This window comes from Sulfuricella denitrificans skB26 (genome assembly GCF_000297055.2).
GTDB lineage: Bacteria > Pseudomonadota > Gammaproteobacteria > Burkholderiales > Sulfuricellaceae > Sulfuricella > Sulfuricella denitrificans.
The window spans coordinates 2286819-2313306 of sequence record NC_022357.1; the positions used below are offsets into that span (position 1 = coordinate 2286819).

A 26488-nucleotide genomic window follows, 5' to 3' on the forward strand; every position below is an offset into this window, starting at 1 on the left:
TATGTCCGACATTCGGTCGAAGCAGACAGTTATTAAAACAAAAATTCTGGAACACCCGATTTGAGCGCCAAGAAAAATTGACGCGCTACCCCAAAGCGCGCATTATATGAACGATAGCGTATATGTACGCTGGTTCATAAATAGAGATATGCGAAGCAATCCCGCAACTTCCCCTCTGTTCCAAGCACTAAAAGTGCTCGGAGAGTCGAATCGACTACAAATCCTGATGCAACTGGGGTTGGAGTGCCGTCCGGTGACGGACATCATCAACGCCATTGGTTTGCCCCAGACCAATGTCTCATTTCATCTCCGCGTTTTGCGTGAAGGCGGGTTCGTGAGGGCCGAGCGTCGCGGAACATTCATCTATTACTGCCTGAATGATCCTGAACTGTTACGCATTCTCCATGACCTCAAGGAATGGCTGGAAACGCGTCCGCTACCTTCGCAAGATAAGAAATAGCCCCTGGAATTGAAAGGACCACCCATGGAACAGCAAGAAAAACTTTTTCCCGCAACCTCAATGCCCGATCCGGACTGGTGGCAGACGCTATGGTCAAACCCGGATGCCACTATCAGTGCGCTTGGTATCCAGGCCGGGATGGAAGTGGTCGATTTGTGTTGCGGTGACGGCTATTTCACGACCGCGATTGCTCGACAGGTGGGCGCGGGACATGTCATCGGGTTCGATCTCGATCTAGGCATGTTGGAGCAGGCGAAAGCCGCATGTCAGGGTGCGAATAACTGCATATGGATTGCCGGGGACGCTTGTGAACTCAGCCAACTCATCGAAGAAAAAGTGGATTACGTGCTGATCGCTAACACCTTTCACGGCGTGCCAGACCCGCTAGGACTTGCGCGTGAAGTAGCCGCGATCCTGAAACCTGGCGGGCGTTTTGCCATCGTGAACTGGTATCCGCTGCCACGGGAAGAAACCACTGTACTCGGACAGCCGCGGGGACCCCGCACCGATATGCGCATGTCACCCGAAGCGGTTCAAGCCGTCGTGGAACCGGCAGGGTTCGTGCTGGAAGCGGTCGTGGACCTTCAGCCCTACCATTACGGCGCGGTATTCATTCTCAAATCCTGATATCACCAACCAGCTCGACTTTCGGAATGCCATGAGCAACGACCACTCACAATGCGGTAGCCAAGACCCGCTAGACCAGATCCGCTCACTCTACACAGAACTCGCACGGCGTCCGGACAAGGACTTTGGCTGGAACAAGGGCAAGGAAAATGCCAGGCAGCTCGGCTATATGGAAGAGTGGCTTGCCCGGCTGCCCGATGTCGTCTGGGAATCGGCAGCCGCTGTAGGAAATCCTTTCTCTCTTGGCCCCATCCATCCTGGTGAAACCGTGGTTGATCTAGGCTGTGGCGCGGGGGCAGATGCCTGTGTGGCGGCGCTTCTGGTTGGATCAAAGGGCAAAGTTTATGGCTTTGATGCCACACCGGCAATGGTGGAAAAAGCACAGAACAATGCCAGTGCGTCGGGCCTATCCCAGGTTGAATTTCGTGAAGCGGACATGATCCATCTTGGTCTTCCTGACGCAGTCGCCGATGTCATAATCTCTAACGGTGCGATCAATCTGGCCTTGGACAAGCCCAAGGTCTTTGCCGAGGTTTTTCGGGTTCTGCGCGGCAACGGCCGTTTTCAGTTCGCAGACATGCTCCGGGAACATGGTGCGACGTCGGCCTGCTGTAGCGGAAATTCCTGGGCTGATTGCGTGTCCGGTACCATGGGGGCGGAGGAAATCAAAATCTTGCTACATGAAGCGGGATTCGAGGACGTTCAGTTGGTGGAGTTCACCGGATACAAGACGTCATCCGCCACGGTTGGGGCAACATTTAAAGCCCGCAAACCGTAAAGTAAGGCTGGCTCCACTGGCCAGCCGTCTCTTGCCGAATGCGGGGGTGCCTTTGTGTTCAACGCATTGACTGCTTTGGCCGACTATGTCGGTGCCTGTCTGCCGCTGAATGGCGGCTTCTGGCAGGAGCAAACGTTCATCGGTTGAGAATTTCCGCCTCGTCAATGGCCCCTCATGGCACGAAGCCGCAATAGCGTCTTGCTAACAGCCTGCCGCAAAGCGGTCGTCCATAGTCAATTGAATTTGGGAGGGCGTGACCGACGGCTCAGGCCGAATTGCCGCCATCCCACTCCAACCGCAAACAAATAATGATCGCAAAGATTCGCGTGAAAATGGACAAGAAACCGTATTGGGATTGCAAGCGGGAACCCCTATATGGCAAACGACTATTGGGTCGGCCTAGTAAAGTGCCATTGTCAGATCTATTTCCCTCGCCCAGGCATCAATGCCACCGTCCAGATTGACGACTTGTGCGAAGCCAGCCCGCTCCAGAAAAGCAGCCACATGCATACTTCGCACGCCGTGGTGACAAATCACGATGATTTCCTGCTCTGGGTTCAACACCTCTATCTGCTGGGGTATTTGCCCCATCGGGATGAGCCGCGATCCCGCGATGCTGCAACGTTCAAATTCCCAAACTTCCCGTACATCCAGTAATAAAGGCTGAACCGAGCTATTTTCGAGATGGACTTTAAGCTCGGGAGGTCTTAGTCTTTTGATCATTGATTATGATGCCTGGAAAGAGTGAGAAGAAATAATATAGCTAATCGCAAAAAATATTCCTGCCGCATTAATAAATTTTTGAAAAATTTAGCTGATTTATTCGTGCAAGCACCTCCCCCTGGACGCACGCTTTTCACTTACATGTCACTTTTGACAGCTATGTACAAGCCACCCCATACTTGGCCTCATGTGGTTGAAATGCCCAGCCGTAAGTGATGCTGTGTGATCGCTTTGCTTTTTGATATTTTGTGACCTTAAGAAAATGAATTCTCCCGCACCACTCTCCTTTACCGCCTTTCTCCAGTGCACAGACTACTCGCTACTTCGATGCCTCACCGCCGATCCCGAGCAGGCCCGCCACGCCCCCAACAAGACGCTCCGCCAAGTCAAGTCCGGCCACTACGTTGAGGTTCTCCCGACGCCTCTGCCGAATCCCCGCTACGTCATCCACAGCCGAAGTTTTTTCCGTGAGCTGAACTTGTCTGAAAGCGCCGCCAGTTCGGGTTCCTTCATGCATTTCTTCACTGGCAATCCGACGGTTGCCGTGGGGGCCGCAAACGCCGATGTCGAGTCCCCCCACGTTCAAGCCAGCGGCTGGGCGAGCGGCTACGCCCTTAGCATCTACGGGCAAGAAATGTACCATAACTGCCCCTTCAAAAACGGCAACGGTTACGGGGACGGGCGCGCCATTTCCGTGCTTGAGGTGCTTCTCTCTAACGGTCATCGCTGGGAGTTCCAGCTCAAGGGCGGCGGCACGACCCCTTATTGCCGCGGTGGCGACGGCCGTGCGGTGCTTCGGTCCAGTATCCGTGAGTTCCTTGCGTCGGAAGCGATGGCAGCGCTGGGGGTGCCTACCTCTCGGGCACTCTGCCTCTTTGTCTCCCGCAGCGAAACCATCTCGCGCCCCTGGTACTCCCCGGGTGCCAAAACCGAAGAGCCGGACCGCATGGTGGACGAGCCAGCCGCCATCACGACGCGCGCCGCCCCCTCCTTCCTCCGCGTCGGGCAGCTCGAACTGTTCGGGCGGCGGGCGAGGAAAAACGAGCACCCGCGTGCCCTCGCGGAGCTCGAGGCGATCTTCCTGCATACGCTAGCACGAGAGTACCCTGACATCGCAACTCAGCTGTGCCACCCCGAGGCAACGCTTACCGACAAAGTCTTAGCCGTCGCGCGGGAGTTCGGCGCGCGCCTGTCCCGGTTGGCCGCCCACTGGATTCGGGTGGGGTATTGCCAGGGAAACTTCAACAGCGACAACTGCTCACTAGGGGGGCGGACGCTGGACTACGGGCCTTTCGGCTTCATCGAGGCATATAACCCGATGTTTCAGATGTGGATCGGCGGCGGAGAGCACTTTTCCTTTATGAACCAGCCGATAGCCGCTGTGACGAATTTCAAGATGTTCTGCACGGCCCTGGTACCGCTGCTGGGGCAGGACGCGATTCAGGAGCTGGGGAAGATTTTGGAGGCCCAGCCGGAGATCATGAACCGTGAGATGAATCGCATGTGGGCGGAAAAGATGGGCCTTGCCGAGTTTCGCATGGAACTTTTCGCGGCGCTTCACGCGCTCATGGCGGAAACGCCGGTGGACTATACGATCTTCTGGCGGGAGCTCTCGAACCTGCCCAGGCACGTGGCGGCACTGCGCCCTGGCTTCTACGAGACACGCGGGGGATATGCTCAGGACAGCGTCGCGATGGAGGCGCGCTGGGCGGTGTGGCTGCAGAAGTGGCACGCGGCGCTGGAACAAGAGGGGCGCGATCCGGCTGGAGTGTCAGCGGCAATGAAGAGGGTTAACCCTAAGTACATTCCGAGGGAGTGGATGATGGTTGAGGCGTATCGAAGCGCCACAGACGCCGGGGATTACAGTCTTGTGCAGAGGTTGCACGACGTTCTGGATGATCCGTACGGCGAGCAGTCGGAGACGGTGGCGGCGCTATATTACAAGAAGAAAGAGGAGAAGTTCTTTGACCTGGGCGGCACGTCGCACTGCAGCTGCTCGTCGTAGGGGGAAAAGGTTCTGTCGTGATAACGGAGTCTGGCGGAACAGAGTTGCGCTTTCGCGTTGCCTTTGTAGTAACCAGAATAGTTGATTCTGTCGAAGCTGTTGCATGACCAATCGGCCGGGGCGACTAACTGCAATGAGCTAAAGCACTCATTCAGGAATAAAGCACCCCGCGGCAAGCCACGGGGTATTAACTACACTCTTCAAGCTGCTGGCTTTCGCCAGCCTTCGCCTCAAGTGGGCGGGGAATTAAACCCAAAGAGATTAAAGTCGGCTCACGTTTGGCGCATCAGGTGTATATCTCGCCCGTTTTTGGTGCGCCCATATAGCCCTGTCTTTTGGTCACACCGTCTATTTTCACTGATTCTATTCAGGATCAACCAGTTGCCTGCCATGGTATGAGAATTGCGTTATCGGCAAGTTATGAACCCCCCCGTCAAACCCTCTGAATTCCCTCTTCGTGTCTTGCTGGTAGACGAAACCTTCGAGCGCGCGGCGCTTCTTAAGCACGCCTTGCAGGATGCAGGCTGCAAGATTGTGGCTCACGTCTCCTCCAGTGCCGATCTGCCTGGCCTGGTGGCTGAATTAAAACCGGATCTGATTATTCTGGATACGGAGTCCCCAGACCGGGACACGCTGGAGAATTTATGCGTTATCAGGCGTGATCAACCGCGCCCGATCGTGATGTTTACCCACGATGATGATAGCGACAAGATCCACGCTGCCATTCGTGCCGGCGTCAGTGCTTATGTTGTAAATGGCCTGAAAAGCGAGCGTTTGCGTCCCATCATGGACGTGGCGATTGCACGCTTCAATGAATTTCAGGCAATGCGGGCGGATCTGGCAAAAGCGGAAGGCCAGCTTTCGGAGCGCAAGGATGTGGAGCGCGCCAAGGGAATTTTGATGAAGCAGCGCGGCTGGTCCGAAGAAGAGGCCTATCAGGCTTTGCGCAAAGCGGCCATGGACAAGGGCTCTCGCTTGGCGGACGTGGCGCGGCAGTTGGTCGAGATCACGGAATTGTTGGGTTAAATAATTCTGGCACGTGTATTGCTTTAGGTAAATCAACGGTCCAACGACGGGCCACAGCAAGTGAATAGAATCTGAGCCGACCAACGACGGTTGGCTCATAAGGACAAAGGCGTCCATTCGCGGGAGTAATTCCTTTCGCGGATGCGACGCCTTTTTTGTTTTGTTTTTTTATCCAGGAGAAAACCATGACTACAGATTCCAAAAACAGCCGGAGAGATTTCATGAAAAAAGGCGCTACTTTACTGGGGGCCGGGGCATTGATGTCCATGGTCGATCCAGCAATACGTGTCGGTGCCTGGGCAGCAGGTTCCGATGCACCGGAAAAGGCCGAGGTCAAGATCGGCTTTATTCCTCTGACAGATTGCGCCTCGGTGGTGATCGCTTCGGTGATGGGCTTCGACAAGAAATACGGCATAAAAATCGTGCCCAGCAAGGAAGCCTCCTGGGCCGGCGTGCGCGACAAGCTGGTGAACGGCGAACTGGATGCTTCCCATGTGCTGTACGGCCTGATCTACGGGGTTCAGCTGGGCATAGGCGGGCCGAAAAAAGACATGTCGGTACTGATGAGCATCAACAACAATGGCCAGGCCATTTCCCTGTCCAATCAGCTGAAGACCAAAGGTGCGGTGGATGGCACCAGTCTGGCTGCGCTGATCAAGAAGGAGCCGCGCGAGTATATTTTCGCCCAGACCTTCCCCACCGGCACCCACGCCATGTGGCTTTACTACTGGCTGGCGTCGCATGGCATCAATCCATTCGCCGACGTGAAGAACATCACCGTGCCGCCACCGCAAATGATCGCCAACATGCGGGTAGGCAATATGGATGGATTTTGCGTCGGCGAACCCTGGAACGCACGGGCCATTCGCGACAACGTGGGCTTTACGGCTGTCACCAGCCAGGACATCTGGAAGGACCATCCGGAAAAAGTGCTCGGCACCACGGCTGAATTCGTACATAAATACCCCAATACTGCGCGAGCCATGATCATGGCAATGCTGGATGCATCCAAATACATTGACGACATGAAGAACCGGGCGCAAGTGGCCAAGATTATTGCCGAGAAATCCTACGTCAACACCGATTTCGACTCCATCGAGGATCGCATGCTGGGCCAGTACGACAACGGCAACGGAAAGAAATGGCAGGATGCCAATTACATGAAGTTCTACAACGACGGTGCGGTGAACTTCCCCTACCTGTCAGACGGTATGTGGTTCCTCACCCAGCACAAGCGCTGGGGCCTGCTCAAGGAAGATCCGGACTACCTGGCAGTGGCCAAGCAGGTCAACCAGATCGAACTGTACAAACAGGCTGCGACCCAGACCAAGACGCCCATTCCGAAGGATGTCATGCGTACCAGCAAGCTTATGGATGGCAGTGTATGGGATGGCAAGAACCCCAAAGCCTACGCCGCCAGCTTTAAAGTTAAAGCGTAATCAACTCTTGAACAATTTGAAAGGGACATCATGACACCTGAAAAAATAGCACTGGTTCGCAGTAGCTGGCAGCAGGTAGTACCCATTCAGGATACTGCAGCCGGACTCTTTTATAACCGCCTGTTCGAACTGGACCCTTCCCTGCGCAACCTGTTCAACGGGGATATGGTCGAGCAAGGACGCAAGCTCATGATCATGATCAACATGGTCGTCAACAGCCTGGACCGACTCGAATCCATCATCGGAATGGTGAAAGAATCAGGGCGTCGTCACGTCGGATATGGCGTCAAGGCAGAGCATTTCGACACCGTGGGCAATGCCCTGATCTGGACTTTGGGCCAAGGGCTAGGCGCAGGCTTTACGCCCGAGGTCAAGGAAGGATGGGTCGAGGCTTATGGCGTACTGGCCTCTACCATGAAACAGGCTGCCTACGGCTCGGCATAATACGAGCCCGTCTCCGGACTGGCACTTGCGCCAGCCCGGAGGTGCAGCCCACAAACAGGAGTTTAAAATGAATGCAGCGAATCCAGGCATAGAAAGCCTGAAGGAAATCACGGCAGGCGATGGAACCATCGCCACAGCCAAAGTCTTCAAGATTTCGCCATCTATCAATGTGAGCGAACCCGTGCCCACAACTGGGCGACGTTTTTCCCTGGCAGCCAAAAATTTCTTTAAATGGCTGGTTCCGCCGGTGCTGGGTCTGACGATTTTCATCGGCATCTGGGCACTGGTTTCCCAGACCAGCCCGCAACTACCCGGCCCGCTCAAGACCTGGGCATCGGCACAGCAGCTGTTCAGCGACCCTTTTTACAACAAGGGCCCCAATGATCAGGGCATCGGCTGGAATATCCTGGCCTCGCTGCAACGGGTGGGGATCGGCTTCGGCATGGCAGCAGCAATCGGCATTCCCCTCGGCTTCATGATCGGACGCTTCAAGTTTCTCAACGCCATGACCGCCCCGATCATCAGCCTGCTGCGCCCGGTTTCCCCCCTGGCGTGGTTGCCGATTGGCCTGCTGGTATTCAAGGCAGCCAATCCGGCAGCGATCTGGGTGATTTTCATCTCCGCCATCTGGCCGATGATCATCAACACCGCAGTCGGCGTAAACCGCATTCCGCAGGATTACATGAACGTGGCAAAGGTACTCAACCTGTCGGAATGGAAGGTTTTCACCAAAATCCTCTTCCCCGCCGTGCTGCCCTACATGATGACCGGCATCCGCCTCTCTATCGGAGTGGCCTGGCTGGTAATCGTGGCTGCGGAGATGCTGACCGGCGGTGTCGGCCTGGGTTTCTGGGTGTGGGATGAATGGAACAACCTCAACGTCGAGCACATCATCATCGCCATTTTCGTGGTCGGTATCGTCGGGTTACTGCTGGAGCAGATGCTGGTACTGCTGGCAAAACGGTTTAGTTACGAATGAGGTGAGGGGTGAAGCGTGAGGGGTGAGGCGGAAATTCAAAACCCGCACCGCACCGGTTTTTCGCCGCACCCCTAACACCTCACCCCTAACACCTCACAGGAGTTAATCATGGAAAAATATGTTCAGATCGAAAACGTGCAAATGACTTTCGACACCAAGAAAGGCCCCTTCGTCGCATTGCGCGACATCAACCTCAACATCGCGCAGGGGGAGTTCGTCTCCCTGATCGGCCACTCGGGCTGTGGGAAATCCACCCTGCTCAACCTGGTTGCCGGGCTGACCATTCCCAGCAACGGCGCAATGCTCTGCGCCGGGCGGGAAATCGCCGGGCCTGGGCCGGAACGCGGGGTGGTGTTCCAGAATCATTCCCTGCTGCCATGGCTGACCTGCTTCGAAAACGTTCATCTGGCGGTCGAGCGTGTCTTTGCCCGGGCAGAAAGCAGCGCATCCATGAAAAAACGCACCCAGGCAGCGCTCGCGCTGGTCGGGCTGAGCCATGCCGAGCACAAGTATCCACATGAAATTTCCGGCGGCATGAAACAGCGGGTCGGCATCGCTCGCGCCCTGTCCATGCAGCCCAAAGTGCTGCTGATGGACGAGCCGTTCGGCGCGCTGGATGCCTTGACCCGCGCCCATCTCCAGGACGAACTGATGAAGATTGCAGCGGAAACCAAAAGCACGGTGATCATGGTGACCCACGACGTGGACGAAGCCGTCCTGCTGTCCGACCGCATCGTGATGATGACCAACGGCCCGGCCGCCACCATCGGCGAGATCCTGACGGTCAGCTTGCCGCGCCCACGCGAGCGTCTGGCACTGGCGAACAACCCGAAATACCACGAATACCGCGGTGCGGTGCTGGACTTCCTGTATCGCCGACAACTGCGCCCGGCAGCCTAAATGAGATGCACATAACTTGCTTAAGTTGTACTGACTGGATTTAAAAATGAAGCGCAACCATGAGTGCAACCTGAATATTTGAGGGTTCCCAATTCTTTCGGCAAGCGAATGAACCGTTGATGTTTTTTTATTTGTATCACCGGCAATTGCCGGGCATCAACTTGCCACATAGTTATGTTGGCTACGCTAAACCAATCACACCGGACTCGCAACAACCGCTCCGGCAGGTTGGTTTAGCCAGCTTCCAGTATGGGTAATTTCGAGCAAATTCCACCTTCGCCCTGATTTTGTGCATCGTGCTCCAATCTGGGGCGGACAATTCCAGACAATTCTCGCAGGAAAACTACAACTCTTTATAAATCATAGTGTTGAGTAAATGGCACGATAGTTGCTGAACATGCCAGTGTCTGAGCCCCATATTGATGCGGCTGCGAAACCAGGAGCTATATAAATGCAAAAACAGAAACTCGTTCTCGTGGGTAACGGCATGGCCGGGGTGCGCACGCTGGAGGAACTGCTGAAAATCGCGTCTGATAAATACGACATTACCGTATTCGGCGCCGAGCCTCACCCCAACTACAACCGTATCCTGTTGTCCCCGGTCCTGGCTGGCGAGCAGACAGTCCAGGACATCATCATCAATGAGATGGACTGGTACGAGCAGAATCAGATCCATCTGCACATTAACAAAAAAGTCACCAAGATCGATCGCAAAAATCGCATCGTCTTTACCGAAGACGGCACCAGTGCGGAATATGACCGCCTGCTGCTGTCCACCGGCTCCAACCCCTTCATCCTGCCCATTCCTGGCGCAGAACTGCCGGGCGTCGTTTCCTTCCGTGATATCAGCGACGTTGAGGCTATGCTTGATGCGTCCAGCCGCTACCGCAATGCAGTGGTGATCGGCGGCGGACTGCTCGGCCTGGAAGCCGCTAACGGCCTGATGTTGCGCGGCATGGACGTGACCGTCGTGCATATCGCGCCCTGGCTGATGGATCGTCAGCTCGACGAACCGGCGGCCCGCCTGCTGCAACAAAGCCTGGAAGCCAAGGGCCTCAAATTCCTGCTGGAGAAACAGACCGGCGCGCTGGTGCCGGGCGAATCCGGCCGCGTCTGCGCAGTGAGCTTCAAGGATGGCGATAGCATTCCCGCCGATCTGGTGGTGATGGCGGTCGGCATACGCCCCAACACGGAGCTGGCTGAAAGCGCCGGTCTCTACTGCAATCGCGGCGTGGTAGTTAACGACACCCTGCAAACATTCGACCCACGCATCTACGCCGTCGGCGAGTGCGTCAGCCACCGCGGCGTGGCTTATGGGCTGGTCGCACCCCTGTTCGAACAGGCCAAAGTAGCCGCCAATCATCTGGCTGAATATGGCATAGGCTGCTATACCGGCTCGCTCACCTCGACCAAGCTCAAGGTCACCGGGATCGACTTGTTTTCCGCCGGAGATTACATGGGTGCTGAAGGCACCGATGCCATCGTGCTTTCCGACCCGGCAGGCGGCAATTACAAGAAAGTCGTGCTCAAGGACAACAAGGTGGTGGGCGCGGTGCTGTATGGCGACACCACGGAGGGCAGCTGGTATTTCGACCTGCTGCGCGAGGGGACCGATGTTTCGGATATTCGCTCTTCCCTGCTGTTCGGCCAGCACAACCTGGGCGATTCCGGCCACGGCGACCCTCATGCCCGCGTCGCGGCCATGCCGGACAGCGCCGAGATTTGCGGCTGCAATGGCGTTTGCAAGGGCGATATCGTCAAAGCCATCCGCGACAAGAAGCTTTTTACCCTGGATGAGGTGCGTGCCCATACCAAGGCGTCCAGTTCCTGCGGGTCATGTACCGGCCTGGTGGAGTCGCTGCTGGCAGTGACGGTTGGTGGCGACTATTCCACCGCACCGTCCAAAAAACCGATGTGCGGCTGTACCGAGCATTCCCATGACGAGGTGCGCGAAACCATCACCCGCCAAGGCATCAAGAGCATCCCCGCGCTGATGCATTTCATGGAATGGAAAACCCCCGATGGCTGCAACAAGTGCCGCACGGCGTTGAACTACTACCTGCTGTGCGCGTGGCCGTCCGAATACGTGGACGACAACCAGTCGCGCTACATCAACGAGCGCGTGCATGCCAACATCCAGAAGGATGGCACCTACTCCGTGATACCGCGCATTTTCGGTGGCGACACCTCGCCCAAACAGCTGATGGCGATTGCTCAGATTGCCGAGCGTTGGGAAGTACCCACGGTGAAGTTTACCGGCGGCCAGCGCCTCGATCTTCTGGGGATCAGGAAAGAACAACTGCCGGGCATCTGGAAAGACCTTTCCGAAGCCGGATTTGTCTCCGGGCACGCTTACGGCAAGGCCATGCGTACCGTAAAAACCTGTGTCGGCAGCCAGTGGTGCCGCTTCGGTACCCAGGATTCGACCACCATGGGGATCAAGTTGGAAGAACTCACCTGGGGTTCGTGGACACCACACAAGTTCAAGCTGGCCGTCTCGGGCTGCCCGCGCAACTGCGCCGAAGCCACCATCAAGGACTTTGGCGTAGTCGCGGTGGATTCGGGCTGGGAACTACATATCGGTGGCAACGGCGGGATCAAGGTGCGCGCCACCGACTTCCTGTGCCATGTAAAGACCGAGGAAGAGGTTCTGGAATACTGCGCCGCCTTCATGCAGGTTTACCGCGAAGATGCGCATTACCTGGAGCGCACCGCGCCCTGGGTGGAACGACGCGGTCTGACCTATGTCAAGGAACGCGTGGTGGATGACGCCGAGCAGCGCAAGGTCTATGCCGAGCGCTTTTACGAATCGCAGAAATATTCACAGGACGATCCATGGAAAGCGCGTGGCGAGGGTGTGGATGCCCACGAATACAAGCCTATGGCTATCCTGAGCTGATCTGAAATAAGGACAAACAACATGCAAACAACCAACAATCAGCAAAACTGGGTCGAAGTCGGCCGTATCGAAGACATTCCGCTGCTAGGCGCGCGACTGGTGAAGTCCCCGAAAGGCGATATCGCCGTCTTCCGCACCCAGGGTGACGAAATCTTCGCCCTGCGCGACAAGTGCCCGCACAAAGGGGGGCCGCTTTCTCAGGGTATCGTGCATGGCAAGAAAGTCGCCTGCCCGCTGCACGACTGGAAAATCCATCTCGATACCGGGCTGGCCGTGGCTCCGGATGAAGGGTGCGCAGCACGCTTCCCGGTGGAAGTGCGGGATGGCCTGATCTACCTTTCCCTTGAGCCCGATTCCGGCCGTTAGAATTACTGAGGAATAATCATGCTCTTCGGACGCAAACAAAAAAACCCGATCAAGATCGCCGACAAGGGCGTGGTCGAATGGAAATACGCCGCCTGCGGCTACTGTTCCACCGGTTGCTCGATTGAAGTCGGACTGAACGCGGAAGGCAAGCCCGTCACCTCGCGCGGGGTGGCGGATGCAGACGTCAATCGCGGCAAGTTATGTCTGAAGGGCATTTTCGAACACGAGCTGTTTACTTCAGCCGGGCGCGGCACCGAACCGCTGATGCGCGAGCAGTGGCATCAGGACTGGCAGCCCGCGACCTGGGATAGCGCGCTGGACAAGGTGCATGACGAAATCGTGCGGATCCAGGCCAAATATGGGCGTGATTCTGTCGCCATCATCTCCACCGGACAGATGCTGACCGAAGAGTTTTACACACTCGGCAAACTCACCCGTGGCCTGATCGGCACCAACAACTACGATGGCAATACCACCCTGTGCATGGCGTCTGCGGTATCGGGCTACAAGCGCTCCTTCGGTTCGGACGGCCCGCCGGGCTGCTATGAGGATTTCGAGCATACCGACTGCCTTTTTGCCTGGGGTTCCAACCTGCCGGAGCAGCACCCCATCATCTACTGGCGCATGAAAGAAGCGCAGGAAAAACGCGGCTTTCCGCTGATCGTGGTCGATCCGCGCGTGACCATGCTGGCGCAGAACGCCCACATCCACCTCGCCATCACACCGGGCACCGATGTGGTGCTGATGAACGCCATGATGCATGTCATCTTCGCCGAAAAGCTAGAAGACAGTAGCTACATCGAGACCAATACCAATGGGATAGATATGCTGCGCGCCGAAGTCGCCAAATATGACCCGGTGACCGCCTCCAAAATCTGCGGCATCGACGAAGACACCATCCGCGTTGTTGCCCGTCTCTATGCCAAGGCCGGCGCAGCCATGGCGATCTGGACGATGGGGATCAACCAGTCCACCCACGGCTCGGACGGCGTGGTCGGCATCAACAATCTAGCGCTCATCACCGGCAACATTGGCAAGCCGGGCGGCACCAGCCTTTCCATTACCGGACAGTGCAACGCGATGGGCACCCGCGAATGGTCTTCCTGCTCCGGGCTGCCCAATTACCGCGCGCTGGAAAACCCCGATCACCGCGCGGAAATTGCCGATTTCTGGGGCATCGACCCGGAATTCTTCCCTAAAAAACGCGGCATGTTTCAAACCGACATTTACCACGCGATTGAAAGCGGGCAGATCAAAGGGCTGTGGCTGATCGCGACCAATCCCTTATCGTCTCTGCCCAACAGCGCAAGGGTTCGCAAGGCGATGGAGAGCCTGGAGTTCTGCGCGGTGCAGGACTGCTATCACGACACCGAAAGCGCCCAGTACGCCCACGTTTATCTACCCGCAGGTACCTGGGCAGAAAAAGACGGCGTAATGACTAACACCGAGCGCCGGATCAGCGTAGTGAAGCCGGTGACCCCACCTCCGGGCCAGGCCCAGCCTGATTTATGGATTTTCAACCGGATGGCGGAGCGCTTTAATCAGAGCGGCAAGGTCAATTTCCCGGAAAAGGCCGCCGACATCTTCCTCGAGATGGGAAAACTATCCGTCGGCCGGCTGGCCGATATCTCCGGCATGAACCACGAGTTGCTGGAAAAACAACGGGGCATCCAGTGGCCATATACACAAGAGCAGGTAAAGAATGGCGAGGCCCCGCCCAAGGGAGGCAAGCGCCTGTATACGGTCGATGGCACTTTCAGCTATGCCGATGGCAAGGCCAAACTGATTCCCTTGCCTTTCATCGACAACAACGAAGTGCCGGATGAAAAATTTCCCATCTGGCTGAACACCGGGCGCTTGATCGAGCATTGGCACGGCCGCACCAAGACCGGAAAAATTGGCAACAACAACAAATACAGCCCGATTCCGTTCATCGAAATAAACCCGGACCTGGCGGCAGAACTGAACATAGAGCGGGGCGAATATGTGCGGCTGGTATCTCGCCGCTCGGATGCAGTGGTGATGGCGATGCCGACCCAGCGCGTACCGAAGAATATGGTTTTTCTGCCCTTTCATTTTCATGATTGCGCCAACCGCCTGACATTAGGCCTGCTCGACCCGCACTCGCGCCAGCCTGCCTACAAACAGTCAGCCGTGCGCATTGAACGCATCGCCAACCAGATGGCGGCGGCAAAATTGAGCATGGAAATGCGCAAGTTCTGATGCAAAGGAATCCACATGTTTAAAGTACGCGACAACGAACCCGACTACGCCCTGCTGGCCGACAAAGATTCCCAGACCCTTAACCGCTATGGGCTGTCCATCGATAAAGCGCAGCAAGGCGACGCGCTGTACGGAAAAAGCCTGAACATCAATGGCGATGGCGAAATCGGCAGCAATCCCAACCGCTACAAACAGCACGGTTTCTATTTCAATGCCGACAACTGCATCGCCTGCCATGCCTGCGAAGCCGCCTGCAGCGAAAAGAACGACAACCCGGCGCATATCGCCTTCCGCTCGGTGGGCTTCGTCGAAGGCGGCACTTACCCGAATTACCAGCGCCTCAACATTTCGATGGCCTGCAACCACTGCGACGACCCGGTCTGCCTGAAAGGCTGCCCGACCCGCGCCTACACCAAGTTCGCAGAATACGGCGCGGTACTGCAAGACCCGGATATCTGCTTCGGCTGCGGCTACTGCACCTGGGTGTGCCCGTACAATGCGCCGCAGCTCGACCCGGTCAAGGGTCAGGTCAGCAAATGCAACATGTGCGTGGACCGGCTCGAGGTCGGCTTGAAGCCCGCCTGCGTTTCGGCCTGTCTGGGCAAGGCACTGGATTTCGGCGTGATCGAAAACATTCCGGAAGGGCGCGCCCAGGCCAAGACGGAAATCCCCGGTTTTCCCAGCCCCGAAATCACCCATCCGAACATCCGTTTTCAGCAAACACGCACCACCCAGCGCGACATGGTGCGGGTTGACAGCACTGCCCTGAAATACCACCGCGACGACACCAGCGGCGCATTCCGCCCGACACTGGACCCCAAGCATGGCTACCAGCGGCACTGGAACCTGAAGAAACTGCTCGGTTCACACGAAAACGCGCATATCGCCTTCACCCTGAGCGTACAGACCGTGATGGGCGCATTTCTGTTGCTGATCCTGGGAGGCTGGCTGGGAAATGCGCCACTGTCCGCCTTTGGCGGCAGTGCCGCGTACCTGCCCTTGCTGGGCCTGATGCTGGCGCTGATGAGCTTCGGCCTGTTCAAGCTCAACATGCATCTGGGCAAACCGCTGCGGTTCTACCGCGGTTTCAACAACCTGCGGCACTCCCCGGTAAGCCGTGAAATTGCCGGCGTGTCGCTGTTCTTCGCCGGACTGGCAGGCTACGGTTTCTTCACCTTCTTTGGCGGCATGATCGCCTCATTGATCGGCGACGCGCTGACCGGGGCGCTGCGCAATCTGGCTGCTGGCGCGGGGATACTGGGTGCTGGCCTGGGCGGATACTACATGATCAAGCTCTACCTGATCCCTGCCCGCCCCTTCTGGAACCACTGGCATACCGGCGCCGCTTTCGTGGCCACGGCACTGGGTCTGGGCGCACTGTTGCTGGCGTTGACCGCGTGGCTGACGGGTGCGCTGACCAACGAACTGGGGGTGGTCCTGGCCAGCGTGGCGGCCACAGGCTTTGCTCTGGAAGGCATCGGCCTGATAGTCCATGCCCGCGATCTCAAAGCCAAGGGCGACGAAGGCATGGCCTCGTTCTACGAGCAAACCACCACCTACGGCTACCCTTACTGGCTGCGCAACGGATTGCTGGCGACCAGCCTGATGCTGGCGCTGGGCATGGGGTTCATCGGGCAGGCCAGTGGACTGGCGTTCGCGATGCTGACCTTGACTGCACTGACCAGCGGGATTCTGGGACGGGCATTGTTCTACGTGCTGGTCATCCCGACCACCATGCCTGGTGCGTTCTTCTGGAGGAACAAGGGATTTGTCGAACATGCAAAAGAAGTAGGTCTGGCCAACATGCCGCAAGTCGGCGTGGTGCCGGATGCACATTGATCCTGAAAAACTCAGTTTAACCAGTGAATCGTCCCATTCCGACTCGCAGCGGTCATTCACAGCTTGCTGCTCGTCCGTCCGCTAGGCAGTGAAAACAGACAGCCTACGTTCCTTACAAGGAGCAGTGGCTATATCGCACCAATAGCGGAGGTTTAAGGTTCGGGTAATTGATTTACCAAAAAAACAGGTAATTGGAAGCTTATTGTTTTTATCCCATAGAAGAAGTTTTTAATTTCTCCTCAAACAGCTCCAGCGGGACTGGCTTGCTGAACAAATATCCCTGAAAGGCATGGCAGCCATGATGATCAAGGAATTCGCGTTGCGCTTCGGTTTCCACCCCTTCGGCAATGACGTTCAGCCCTAAAGCCTGTGACATTGCAATAGTGGCGTGCACAATGGCCGCATCGTTGGAGTCAAAAGCGATGTCGCGCACGAAGGATCGGTCGATCTTGATTTGGTCCAGCGGCAGGCGTTTCAGCTGGGACAGCGAAGAATAGCCCGTACCGAAGTCGTCCATCGAGAAACTCACGCCCAGTTTTTTTATTTCATGCATCTTGCCGATGGTGTCCTCGATGTTCTCCAGCACGACACTTTCGGTCAGTTCCAGTTTGAGCTGCGCAGGCGGCGCTCCGCTTTCCAGCAGCACGCGCTGCACCTGGGCAACGAAGTTGGCCTGATGGAATTGCCTGGCGCTGACGTTCACCGCCACCGTCAGGTCGCGGGTCAGCGCATCGCGTTGCCATGCTTTGAGCTGCGTGCAGGCGGTTTCCAGCACCCACAAACCGATCGGCACGATCAGTCCGGTTTCTTCGGCCAGCGGAATGAATTGATCAGGGAAAACCAGACCACGTTCGGGATGTGCCCAGCGCAACAGCACTTCCGCGCCCAGCGGACGGTGAAGGCGGTCCACCTGGATTTGATAGTACAGACGAAATTGCCGCTTCTCGAGGGCATGACGCAAATCCGCTTCCAGATCCGCACGCATATCCAATGCTGTTTGCATCTGCGGGTCAAAAAAGCGGATGGCATTGCGCCCTGCCGCCTTGGCCTGATACATGGCAACGTCAGCATGCTGGAGCAAATCGTCCACGCTCTCCAGATGGCCATGGAACAGACTGATGCCGATACTCGGTGTGGTGTGGCACTCGTACTCTTTCAGCGCATAAGGCTGACTTAGCTTGTTGCGAATCTTTTCTGCGACCAGTTCGGTGAGTGTGGCCGCCTCGTCCTGCCGGCTGCTCAGCTCTTCAAGGACCACCACAAATTCATCGCCGCCCAGCCGGGCCACACTGTCACCTTCGCGCACACAGGTCTGTAACCTGCGCGCCACCTCGATCAACAGCAGGTCGCCCATGGCATGACCCCGCGTATCATTGATGATCTTGAAATGATCCAGATCCAGAAATAGTAATGCACCATGCCGGCCGCTACGTGCGCTGACTGCCATCGCCTGCTGCAAACGGTCCATTAACAAGCGACGATTCGGCAGTTGGGTCAGAGGGTCGTAAAAGGCCAGTTGATGAATTTCCTGTTCCGACTGTTTGCGCTGACTTATGTCGGTAAACACGGCCACATAATTGGAGACTTGCTGATTGTCATCGTAAACCGCCGTAATGGTCATGGATTTGGGATAGATCTCGCCATTCTTGCGCTTGTCCCAGACCTCGCCAGACCACTTGCCGGTATCGCGTAATGCTGCCCACATGGCCTGATAGAAAGCCGCATCGTGGCGACCGGACTGCAGGATGCGCGGGTTTTGCCCGATGACTTCTTCTTTACTGTAGCCGGTAATCTCCTGAAAAGCCGGATTGACGCGCATAATTTTTGCGTCAGAATCGGTAATCAGGATGGCTTCCTGGGTTTCGAAGGTAGCCGCAGCGACGCGCAGATCCTCTTCTGCTGTCTTGTGTTCGGTGATGTCTTCGTAGATACCCAGCACGCCGATTACTTCATTGTTACCCTCACTCCACATAGGCACCTTGGAGGTGCGTACCCATACTTTGCACCCATCCGGTAGGGTTTGCGGTTCGTCGTAACTAATCTTGGGGTTGCCTGAGTTGATGACGCGATAATCGTCGGCACGATAAAGTTCGGCCTGATCTTTCCACACCATCTGGAAATCGTTCTTGCCAATCAGTTCACTTGGTCGCGTATAGCCTGCATCATGGGCAAACAGGGAATTACAACCCAGATAATTCAAATCGCGATCCTTCCAGAATACGCGAATAGGCACCGTATCGATGAAAGACTCAAGCAACTTCCCCACCCTGAGCGCCTCGGTTTGCGTGGCCAGCAGCTGGTCACGTTCTTTCAGTAGCCGGCTTTGCCTGACGATGGCCAGCATGATGACCAGCACCGATCCGGCATAAGTCAGCCATTCAACAAGGTCTGGATCGCCAGGCCTTGAACCTGCCACGACCATGGCACCGCTGGCCAGGATGATAGTGATGATGGGGAGCATGCGTAAAAATCCTTCGCAGGCCCGATCCCATTCTGGCGCGTCGGAATGTTCAAGTTGCCAGACTGAAACCGCCAGTCCAGCCAGGAGAATTGCGATTGAAAAGGAAACGTTAAACCATGCCCCATCGATGGCAAGGCCATTCAGGGCCATCAAGTTCCAGTGCATCCAACTCCATGCCGTAACTGCAACAGCAGGCAGAAAAAGAAAAAAACCTGAAGAGAAACGCAAGCGCATGGCCGGGATCATGATCAGGCCGATGCAGGTTGGAATAAGCAGGCTAACGGGGTAACTCACCAGCACGGCCATTGAGAGCAGATCAAGATCACCCCGCATGGGCAGATACAGCACCAGGACCAGCGTGAGCGAAGCAACCGACAGTGACAACACATCCAGCAGAACCGTCACCTGGCTCGCCTTGCGCACCCCGTTGCGAATTTCCAGAATCAACCCCATCGTCAGGCAAGGCCCCAGCCAGAGGTAAAAAAAGTCAGAGGGCGAGGGAAACTTGCTGTACGCCAGGGCCACCTGTGCATCCCAGACAAGTTGCCCAAGGGCGTAGCCAGCAAATCCGGCAGCAAACCACCAGATTGCTCCAAAACGTTTTTGACCACTGATTTGCCTCCGGCCCAACCAGGCGAGCACCGCAGCCGACGCGGTCGCAACTGTCCAATGCAGGTTGTCGAAGAACTTGATCCAGGATGGATCGTGAGAAATATTTATTCCGACGATTCCAGCCACGATACCGGCCAGACCTATCAGAAAGACGATCCGGTTGATTTGAGGTATGCGGGAGAGGGCAGTTTGAAGTGGCATTTTTTATTAGAAGGCCTTGTTCACGGAGAACACCCAGTGCGTGCCCCCAATATCCAGGGTCTGACCATTCCCGTTGACGGAAATAAAATCGTTATAAATTTCCGCGCCGCTCGTGGAAGACAGGGCAACGGTTGCTGACCAGTCGTGCGGCAAAGTTTTCGTACCGCTGATTTTGTAATCACTATAACTTAACTTGCTACTGTGAGTAACCACCTGACGACCGATATGCAGCCCGACACTGACTTCATGTCCAATGTCAAAACTGGCGTTGGCTTCATAATAACCGGAACCCCTGGTTCGCTTGCCGGGCTCCACTCCGCCTGATACGCCGCTGTTCCAGATGGACAAGGGGACAGTGTGGTCGTCATAACCATAGTAATCGGTCAAGCAGCGTGAATACTTGAGGTTCAGCCAACGGTAGGAAATGCCGAAGATGGCCTCGACGGTGTCATACCGTTTGTCAGGGTATGCGCCTTTTGGAACGGCATCGCGGTAATTGGCGCCAGGGTAAAAATAGGCCCCCAAGCCAACATCGTAGGAAAGCATGTCGTCGAAAGGCTGGCGTAGACCGACATAAAGATCGACTTCAACCGAGCCGTTTGCATAGTACTGGTCTGTCAACTGCGAGAAGTTTGCACCTATGTACCCACCGCTACGATGCACCACTTCAGCACCACCCTGAAGTGCTGGCCGATTCCAGTTCAGGCGCAAGCCTCGGCTGATGTAATCTGTCGCAACACCGATATTGGATGAAAATGTATATTCAGGAACTTCATCCGCATTCGCGGGAGGCGCTGCCGCCATGATCATCAGCCACTGAAGGCTAGCCAATATGATGCTCGTGATTGAGACTCTGAATGTCATATGTCTTCAGGAATCCTAGTGCAATGCCCAGACTTTAGCATAGCCGTAAGGTAGGCTGGAAAAAGTGGGCTCCAACTTTTATGTAAAATACCGGGAATGGATCGATAATAAATGGAAGCTGGCTCTAATTAAAATCCTGACCAATCATTCAACCCTGCCTGGTCGAGTAAAGACCGGCTAGCCGGTTAATTTATTTGTTGAAGATCTGCTTTCAGTTGCGGACTCAACCCCCCAACTGGAAATGCATGCCAACTTCGATCTGATCTCCACACAATGAAGGGGAAGCCACATCTTGGCCGGCAAGCTTATGATGGTTTCGGAACTTCAGGTTCTGACAGTACCATTCAGCAGCAAATAGCCCAGAATCAGGATGACTGCCAGCTGGATCAGCGATAGCCCTTTCCAGAAACCCAGCGGATTGCGTTCCAGCAAAGGTCGGCTGCGCCCTTCGTTGACAAGACTCTGGTTCGGGCAGGTCAGGTCCGCGACGAATTCGGATTCAACTTCATAACGTCTGTTAGGGTGGGGCTGCGTCGCTTTTTCCAGCGCGGCGTCCACCCAGCCGGGAATCGCAGGGTTGGTTATTCGTGCGGGCGTATAAGCAAACTTTTTCCGTGCGGCCTGCTCGGGGCTGATTTCTCCGTAGGGAAGCTTGCCGGTGAACATTTCATAGGCGATCACGCCCATGGAAAAAATATCCGAACGGTTGGTGCCTTGTTCTCCCCTGAAGTATTCCGGCGCTGAGTAGCTTGCTGTGCCGGCAATATGCTTGTGCTCCAGTACGGTATGGGTTTCGGCCAGGCCGGCGATACGGGTAGAGCCGAAATCGATGATCTTCAGGGTATTGTTGCGATCGATCAGGATGTTGTCCGGCTTCAGATCCTGATGGATCATTTCCATCCGGTGCATGGCGCGCAAGCCACGCGCGATCTGATCCACTGTTGCGCGCACTTGATCCACGCTGGGGCTGGGGTTGTCCCGCATCCACTGGCGCAGGGTCTGGCCTTCGATGTACTCGACCACGCTGTAAAGAAAAGTGCGCGGGCGTGTGGTGCGGTCGCAGACCTTGATCAGATGGGGAGAATCCAGCCGCTTCGCCACCCACTCCTCGAGCAGGAATTGTTCGATATATAGCGGGTCGTCGTTGTAATTCTGCGATGGGGTTTTGATGACCACTTTTTTCGCAGGCGTCTCCTGCGTGTCTTCAGCCAGATAGACCTGGCTGCGCGAGGTGGCATTCAGTTCGCGCAGGATACGGTAGCCATCCAGGATTTGTCCGGCTTTGAGATCGGGAGGAAAAGGCAGGCTGTTCAGGTGCTCGAAGAATTCGCTTTTGTCGGCTTGCGGCAGCGTTTCAATTCGCACCACCTGGCAGGTGATGTTGTCCTGGCTGCCCTGGCTGAGTGCACGCGCCACCACTGTCTCGGCACATTTCTGCGGCTCACTGGAAAGACCGTTCAGCAGTTGTTCCAGTTCTTCTGAACGCAGGACATCGTGCACGCCATCCGTGGTCAGAATAAAGCAGTCTCCAGGCTGCAACTCGCGGGTGGAATAGTCAATATCCAGTCGCGTATCTATGCCCATCGCCCGGGCCAGATAGTCGCTCTTGTCGCCAAAATGGACGCGATGATCCCGCGTCAGGCACTCCAACTGGCCTTCTCGCAATAGGTAAATGCGGCTGTCCCCGACATGAAACAGGTGAGCCGTCTGAGACTTCAGGATGATGGCGCTGAACGTGGTCGCCAAGCCACAATTTCCGGCATAAAGCTTCTGCCCCTGGTTGTAGAGCCACAGGTTCAGCGCACCCAGAATCTTGGTTGCGGCAAGTTTGGTCGACCATGAGTCGGGCGTGCTGAAGTAGTCGTCCAGAAACTGGCGTACCGCGATCTGGCTGGCCTCTTTCCCACCTTCGCTGGCGCTGACCCCGTCAGCAATAGCCACACAAATGCCTTTGCTTTCCAGCGTTGAGTCAGAGGGAATCGAGGCACCGAAAAAATCCTCGTTCTGTGGCTTGATGCCGGCAATCGAATGCTGACCCAGACTGATGCTCAGGGTGTTGCTCATTTTTTGCCTTTCACCACAAGGCGAACCCCGCCAAAGCGGGGCTGACTATTGTTAGCATTGCTATCAGTTTACTTCGATCAGTTGTACTGTGCCATCAGGCAACACTTCGGTCATGTGCCCTTTGGGCTCCCGTAGGAAGAATGCGATGAAGATCAGAACAACAGCGGCTGTCGTGCCTATCACCAGAAAGAATGTCTGCGTGGAGACCAGGGCCAGCACAGTAAGAAAGGATACCCCTCCCACATTTCCATAAGCGCCGGTCATGCCTGCAATCTGGCCGGTTAACCGGCGCTGGATCAGGGGGACCATGGCATAAACGGCGCCCGATCCGGCCTTGGAGAATATGCCACCAAAAGTTGCGGCCATCACGACCATGGGCAGGGACCATTCCTGGCTCACATTGCTCAGCATCATGAAGCTCAACGCGATGCCAATAAAAGCGATGATAAGCGTGACCTTGCGGCCGAATTTATCGCTCAGCATGCCGCCGGCAGGGCGGGCAACCAGGTTGATCATCGCATAAGAGCCGGCCAGAAGGCCCGCACTGACTTTGTCCATGGCAAACATATCCACATAAAACAGTGCCAGCATGGAAACCACCGCCAGTTCGGTGCCGAACGTCACCATATAAGCCAGATCCAGAATGGCAACCTGAGTGAAGGCATAGCGTTGCAGTTCCGGCACCTTCTCTTTAAGGATATGAGCGTTCACGTGCCAGATTTTCCAGATCTGTACCAGATAGGTCAGCGCTAAAACGGCATAAATGGCGTATGCCGCACCATCACCCAACAATTTCATTCCACTGGGCGAAAGCTTCCAGGTCAGCACACCCAGAGCCAGGTACATGGGTATGTTCATTACCATGTACAGCACCAGATCAAAACCGCTGGTAACTTCCAGCGCACCGGTTTTCTTGGGCTTGAAATAAGTCGAGCCTTTGGGGGTGTTGCGTGCCCGCCAGTAAAACAAAATGCCGTAGGCAATAGAGATCAGGCCGGTGAGGGCAACCGCATAACGCCAGCCATCAGGACCGCCCACGGCAACAGCAACGGTGGGAAGCAGCCCGGCTGCACCGGCAGAGCCAAAGTTTCCCCAGCCACCATAAATACCCTGAGCAACGCCGGTCTGACGTGCCGGAAACCATTCCGAAATCATCCGGATGCCAACGACGAAACCAGCACCGACAAAACCCGATAAAAAACGCATCATTGCCAGTTGCTGAAAGCTCTCAGCCAGGGCGAATCCCATGCTGATGGTGCCGCCCAAAATCAGGATGGCTGAAAACAGGATGCGCGGACCATAACGATCGACCAGCATCCCGACCAAAATACGGGCCGGAATGGTCATGGCAACGTTGAGAATCAGCAGCATGTTGGTCTGAAGGTCTGTCAGCTGCAATGCATCGCGGATAAAAGGCATCAGTGGTGCATGCGCAAACCAGACCATGAAGCTGACGAAGAATGCCAGCCAAGTCAGGTGCAGAGTGCGAATGTTCGCCTTGGAGAAATCGAGAAGATTGAAACGATCGGACATAGTGTGCTCCAGCAAAGTGGCCATAAACGAATATGGGTGGAGCTAAAGCAAGTCGTGTGCCATCATTACAACCAATTGATAGACATACTTATATTCAATTTTTTTGGGTGCATCACCCTGATAGACGCACCAAAATGGAGCGCCGCACCAAAAAAGATGGTGCATCCGCAAGAGGGAATTCAGAAAGCCTGCGCGCGATCTCTGGGATCGCTAAAAGCCGCCGGGGACCGCCTGCTTTCCATTCAACGCGGCTAAGCAAATTGGCTCAGCCGTCTGCGACCAGCACGGTTCTGGCAGGCGGTGGCGACCTTACCCCTGATCGTCAATTTGTTGCTGTGGTATGTGGTGATAGTGGGCTGATTTGCCGGGAAGCCACACCCTGAAGGGTGACCCCCAATCGTTCAGCCAGAGCGCCCCGAAGACCTTTGCCAGACTTCGGGATCGCTTCCTGGAGAAAAACATTCGACATTGAGGCGGCCAGCGGATCTGTTGCTGCCCCAGCGTTTAGAAATGATAACTGTAGACCAGTTGCCCGTTGTACTGCTCGTGGCTGGTGGTAATACCGGTCACGCCCGAAGTCGCCGTCACCTTGGGGGCATAGCTGAAGGCCAGGTCGAGATGCGACTTCTGGTTGATCGCATAGCCGAAGCCGGCAGTGATGTGATTCTTGATAATCGCGGGGAACAACGCATTCAGATAGGTATCCGGCACCGTATTGTTCGCCATGTTGAGGCCGCCACGAAGTGTCAGCGCGTCGGTCATGCGGTATGCCGCGCCGAGCATCAGGACATGCTGGTCTTTCCAGTCCTGATAGAACACCACGTTCATGGGCAGCCCATTAAATCCGGCGGCCATGCCGGTATTGCCGGCCGGAGTAAACTCCATCTTGAAGTCCTTCATGACAGCAGCCCAGTTGATACGCTTGTAATCGGCCGCCAGCATCCATTTCTCACTCGCCTCGTAGGCAATACCAATGCCGTAAGTTTCCGGCCACTGGAAGTCTTTTATCGTCATTTTTCCACTGACAGGGATAGTCAGGTTGGTTGGTCCACTATTTACGTCTACATTAAATGAAACAGTCGCGTCCTTGGCTTCCAGATCGCTCAAGCGGGTCTTGGAATGGTAGGTGGCGCCGATGGTGGTCTTGCTGTCCAATTTGTAGGTGAAACCTATTTTGCCGGCATAGCCGGTGCCGACCGCCTGCCCGGTAAAATCATTCTTGTTTGAGAAATCGAAATATCCCCAGTTGACTGCGCCGATCTGGCCAGCCCCGGCACCCATCATCGAGCCAAATGCACTGACCATAGAGCCCGAAGCCGATGCCATCGGCGAAATACCACCTGCCATTTGCATAAAAGAAGCCCCGTTGATGGCCATCTGCATATCCATGCCGGCCCATACGTAATCTACGGAACCGCCAATATTCAGATCCGGACTGACATTATAAGCGACCGGAAATATCACCCGGCCAACGCTGACTTCGGAGCGATTGATCAATCCCGGTGAAACTGCTTGAGCACCAGGATTGGCGAAAATTGAGTCGCTTCCATATTCGGTGCCCATGCCGCCCTGACCGTACATGCCGATACCGAACAGCAGCCCGTTCTGTTTCCGGACCCAGCCGATTGCCGGGCCGCCGAAAAAATCAGCGCTGGAACTCGATGTCATGCCTCCTGCAGATGATTTCACTTGTGGGGCGAGAAAGCCGAGCGCCAGGTCGAGGTTGCTCCCCTCATCCATCATCGCCAGCGTCGCCGGATTGTTCATCATCGCCGCGGTGCCATTGTCGTAGGCCATCGAAGCGCCGCCCATGCCCAAGGCTGTGGCGCCGTATCCTTCCATGTTCATGCCGTTGGTAGCGAAAGCCAGTTGCGGAAACGCGCACGCCGCCAGGATACTGGAAAATAACATTTGCTTTGTTTTCATCTAATTAACCCCCAAGAGAAATTTTGAGTCCAACATGGTATCAGCCAATTTAATTATTAAAATATATTTACATACTTATATTTGACAATAACAATACCACCTATTTCGGGATATGAACA

At 55.7% G+C, this 26488-nt stretch carries 19 protein-coding genes; 13 read left to right on the forward strand and 6 right to left on the reverse strand.

Features of this window, described 5'->3' with window-relative positions:
- Positions 1-148: 148 nt before the first annotated feature.
- Genes SCD_RS11150 through SCD_RS11160 form a run of 3 tightly spaced genes read left to right on the forward strand, consistent with a single transcriptional unit; the run spans position 149 to position 1865 of the window.
- Positions 149-460, forward strand: a complete 312-nt coding sequence (locus tag SCD_RS11150) for an ArsR/SmtB family transcription factor (RefSeq protein ID WP_009205258.1) — start codon at positions 149-151, stop codon at positions 458-460.
- 9 nt (positions 461-469) lie between these two features.
- Positions 470-1087 (forward strand): class I SAM-dependent methyltransferase, encoded by a 618-nt coding sequence (locus SCD_RS11155; protein WP_198408601.1) that lies wholly within the window; start codon positions 470-472, stop codon positions 1085-1087.
- A gap of 31 nt (positions 1088-1118) precedes the next feature.
- Positions 1119-1865 carry a methyltransferase domain-containing protein gene (locus SCD_RS11160; RefSeq protein WP_009205260.1) on the forward strand — a complete coding sequence of 249 codons (747 nt, stop codon included), beginning with the start codon at positions 1119-1121 and terminating at the stop codon, positions 1863-1865.
- 399 nt (positions 1866-2264) lie between these two features.
- On the opposite strand, the gene SCD_RS11165 is transcribed toward SCD_RS11160, so the two are convergent.
- Positions 2265-2588 (reverse strand): rhodanese-like domain-containing protein, encoded by a 324-nt coding sequence (locus SCD_RS11165; RefSeq protein ID WP_009205261.1) that lies wholly within the window; start codon positions 2586-2588, stop codon positions 2265-2267.
- Positions 2589-2850: 262 nt separating this feature from the next.
- Between SCD_RS11165 and SCD_RS11170 the strand changes: the two genes are divergently transcribed.
- The 10 genes from SCD_RS11170 (at position 2851) to SCD_RS11215 (ending at position 16708) form a co-directional block, all read left to right on the forward strand.
- Positions 2851-4593 (forward strand): protein adenylyltransferase SelO, encoded by a 1743-nt coding sequence (locus tag SCD_RS11170; RefSeq protein ID WP_009205262.1) that lies wholly within the window; start codon positions 2851-2853, stop codon positions 4591-4593.
- 420 nt (positions 4594-5013) lie between these two features.
- A complete protein-coding gene (locus SCD_RS11175) occupies positions 5014-5619 on the forward strand; it encodes an ANTAR domain-containing response regulator (RefSeq protein WP_009205263.1) in 606 nt (201 codons plus the stop codon).
- Positions 5620-5804: 185 nt separating this feature from the next.
- Entirely contained in the window at positions 5805-7058 is a 1254-nt protein-coding gene (locus tag SCD_RS11180) for a CmpA/NrtA family ABC transporter substrate-binding protein (RefSeq protein ID WP_009205264.1), read from the forward strand.
- A 30-nt stretch (positions 7059-7088) separates the two neighbouring features.
- The gene (locus SCD_RS11185; RefSeq protein ID WP_009205265.1) at positions 7089-7502 is read left to right on the forward strand and encodes a globin family protein; all 414 of its coding nucleotides are present in this window, start codon (positions 7089-7091) and stop codon (positions 7500-7502) included.
- Positions 7503-7569: 67 nt separating this feature from the next.
- Positions 7570-8481, forward strand: coding sequence for a nitrate ABC transporter permease (gene ntrB, locus SCD_RS11190; protein ID WP_009205266.1), 912 nt, complete (start codon positions 7570-7572; stop codon positions 8479-8481).
- A 108-nt stretch (positions 8482-8589) separates the two neighbouring features.
- Positions 8590-9381, forward strand: a complete 792-nt coding sequence (locus tag SCD_RS11195) for an ABC transporter ATP-binding protein (RefSeq protein ID WP_009205267.1) — start codon at positions 8590-8592, stop codon at positions 9379-9381.
- Between the two features lie 451 nt (positions 9382-9832).
- Complete coding sequence (gene nirB / locus SCD_RS11200; RefSeq protein WP_009205268.1) at positions 9833-12280, forward strand: nitrite reductase large subunit NirB; 2448 nt, start codon at positions 9833-9835, stop codon at positions 12278-12280.
- 21 nt (positions 12281-12301) lie between these two features.
- Positions 12302-12646: a nitrite reductase small subunit NirD gene (gene nirD / locus SCD_RS11205; protein WP_009205269.1), complete on the forward strand. Its 345-nt coding sequence runs from the start codon at positions 12302-12304 to the stop codon at positions 12644-12646.
- Positions 12647-12664: 18 nt separating this feature from the next.
- Positions 12665-14869 carry a molybdopterin oxidoreductase family protein gene (locus SCD_RS11210; RefSeq protein ID WP_009205270.1) on the forward strand — a complete coding sequence of 735 codons (2205 nt, stop codon included), beginning with the start codon at positions 12665-12667 and terminating at the stop codon, positions 14867-14869.
- A 15-nt stretch (positions 14870-14884) separates the two neighbouring features.
- Positions 14885-16708, forward strand: coding sequence for a DmsC/YnfH family molybdoenzyme membrane anchor subunit (locus tag SCD_RS11215; RefSeq protein WP_009205271.1), 1824 nt, complete (start codon positions 14885-14887; stop codon positions 16706-16708).
- A gap of 208 nt (positions 16709-16916) precedes the next feature.
- On the opposite strand, the gene SCD_RS15805 is transcribed toward SCD_RS11215, so the two are convergent.
- From SCD_RS15805 to SCD_RS11245, 5 genes are all read right to left on the reverse strand, one after another.
- Positions 16917-19982 (reverse strand): bifunctional diguanylate cyclase/phosphodiesterase, encoded by a 3066-nt coding sequence (locus SCD_RS15805; protein ID WP_009205272.1) that lies wholly within the window; start codon positions 19980-19982, stop codon positions 16917-16919.
- A gap of 6 nt (positions 19983-19988) precedes the next feature.
- Positions 19989-20813, reverse strand: a complete 825-nt coding sequence (locus tag SCD_RS15810) for a TorF family putative porin (protein ID WP_161626936.1) — start codon at positions 20811-20813, stop codon at positions 19989-19991.
- 357 nt (positions 20814-21170) lie between these two features.
- Positions 21171-22910, reverse strand: coding sequence for a bifunctional protein-serine/threonine kinase/phosphatase (locus SCD_RS11230; protein ID WP_009205274.1), 1740 nt, complete (start codon positions 22908-22910; stop codon positions 21171-21173).
- A gap of 63 nt (positions 22911-22973) precedes the next feature.
- Positions 22974-24443 (reverse strand): MFS transporter, encoded by a 1470-nt coding sequence (locus SCD_RS11235; RefSeq protein WP_009205275.1) that lies wholly within the window; start codon positions 24441-24443, stop codon positions 22974-22976.
- 504 nt (positions 24444-24947) lie between these two features.
- Positions 24948-26369, reverse strand: a complete 1422-nt coding sequence (locus tag SCD_RS11245) for an OmpP1/FadL family transporter (protein ID WP_009205276.1) — start codon at positions 26367-26369, stop codon at positions 24948-24950.
- Positions 26370-26488 lie beyond the last annotated feature (119 nt).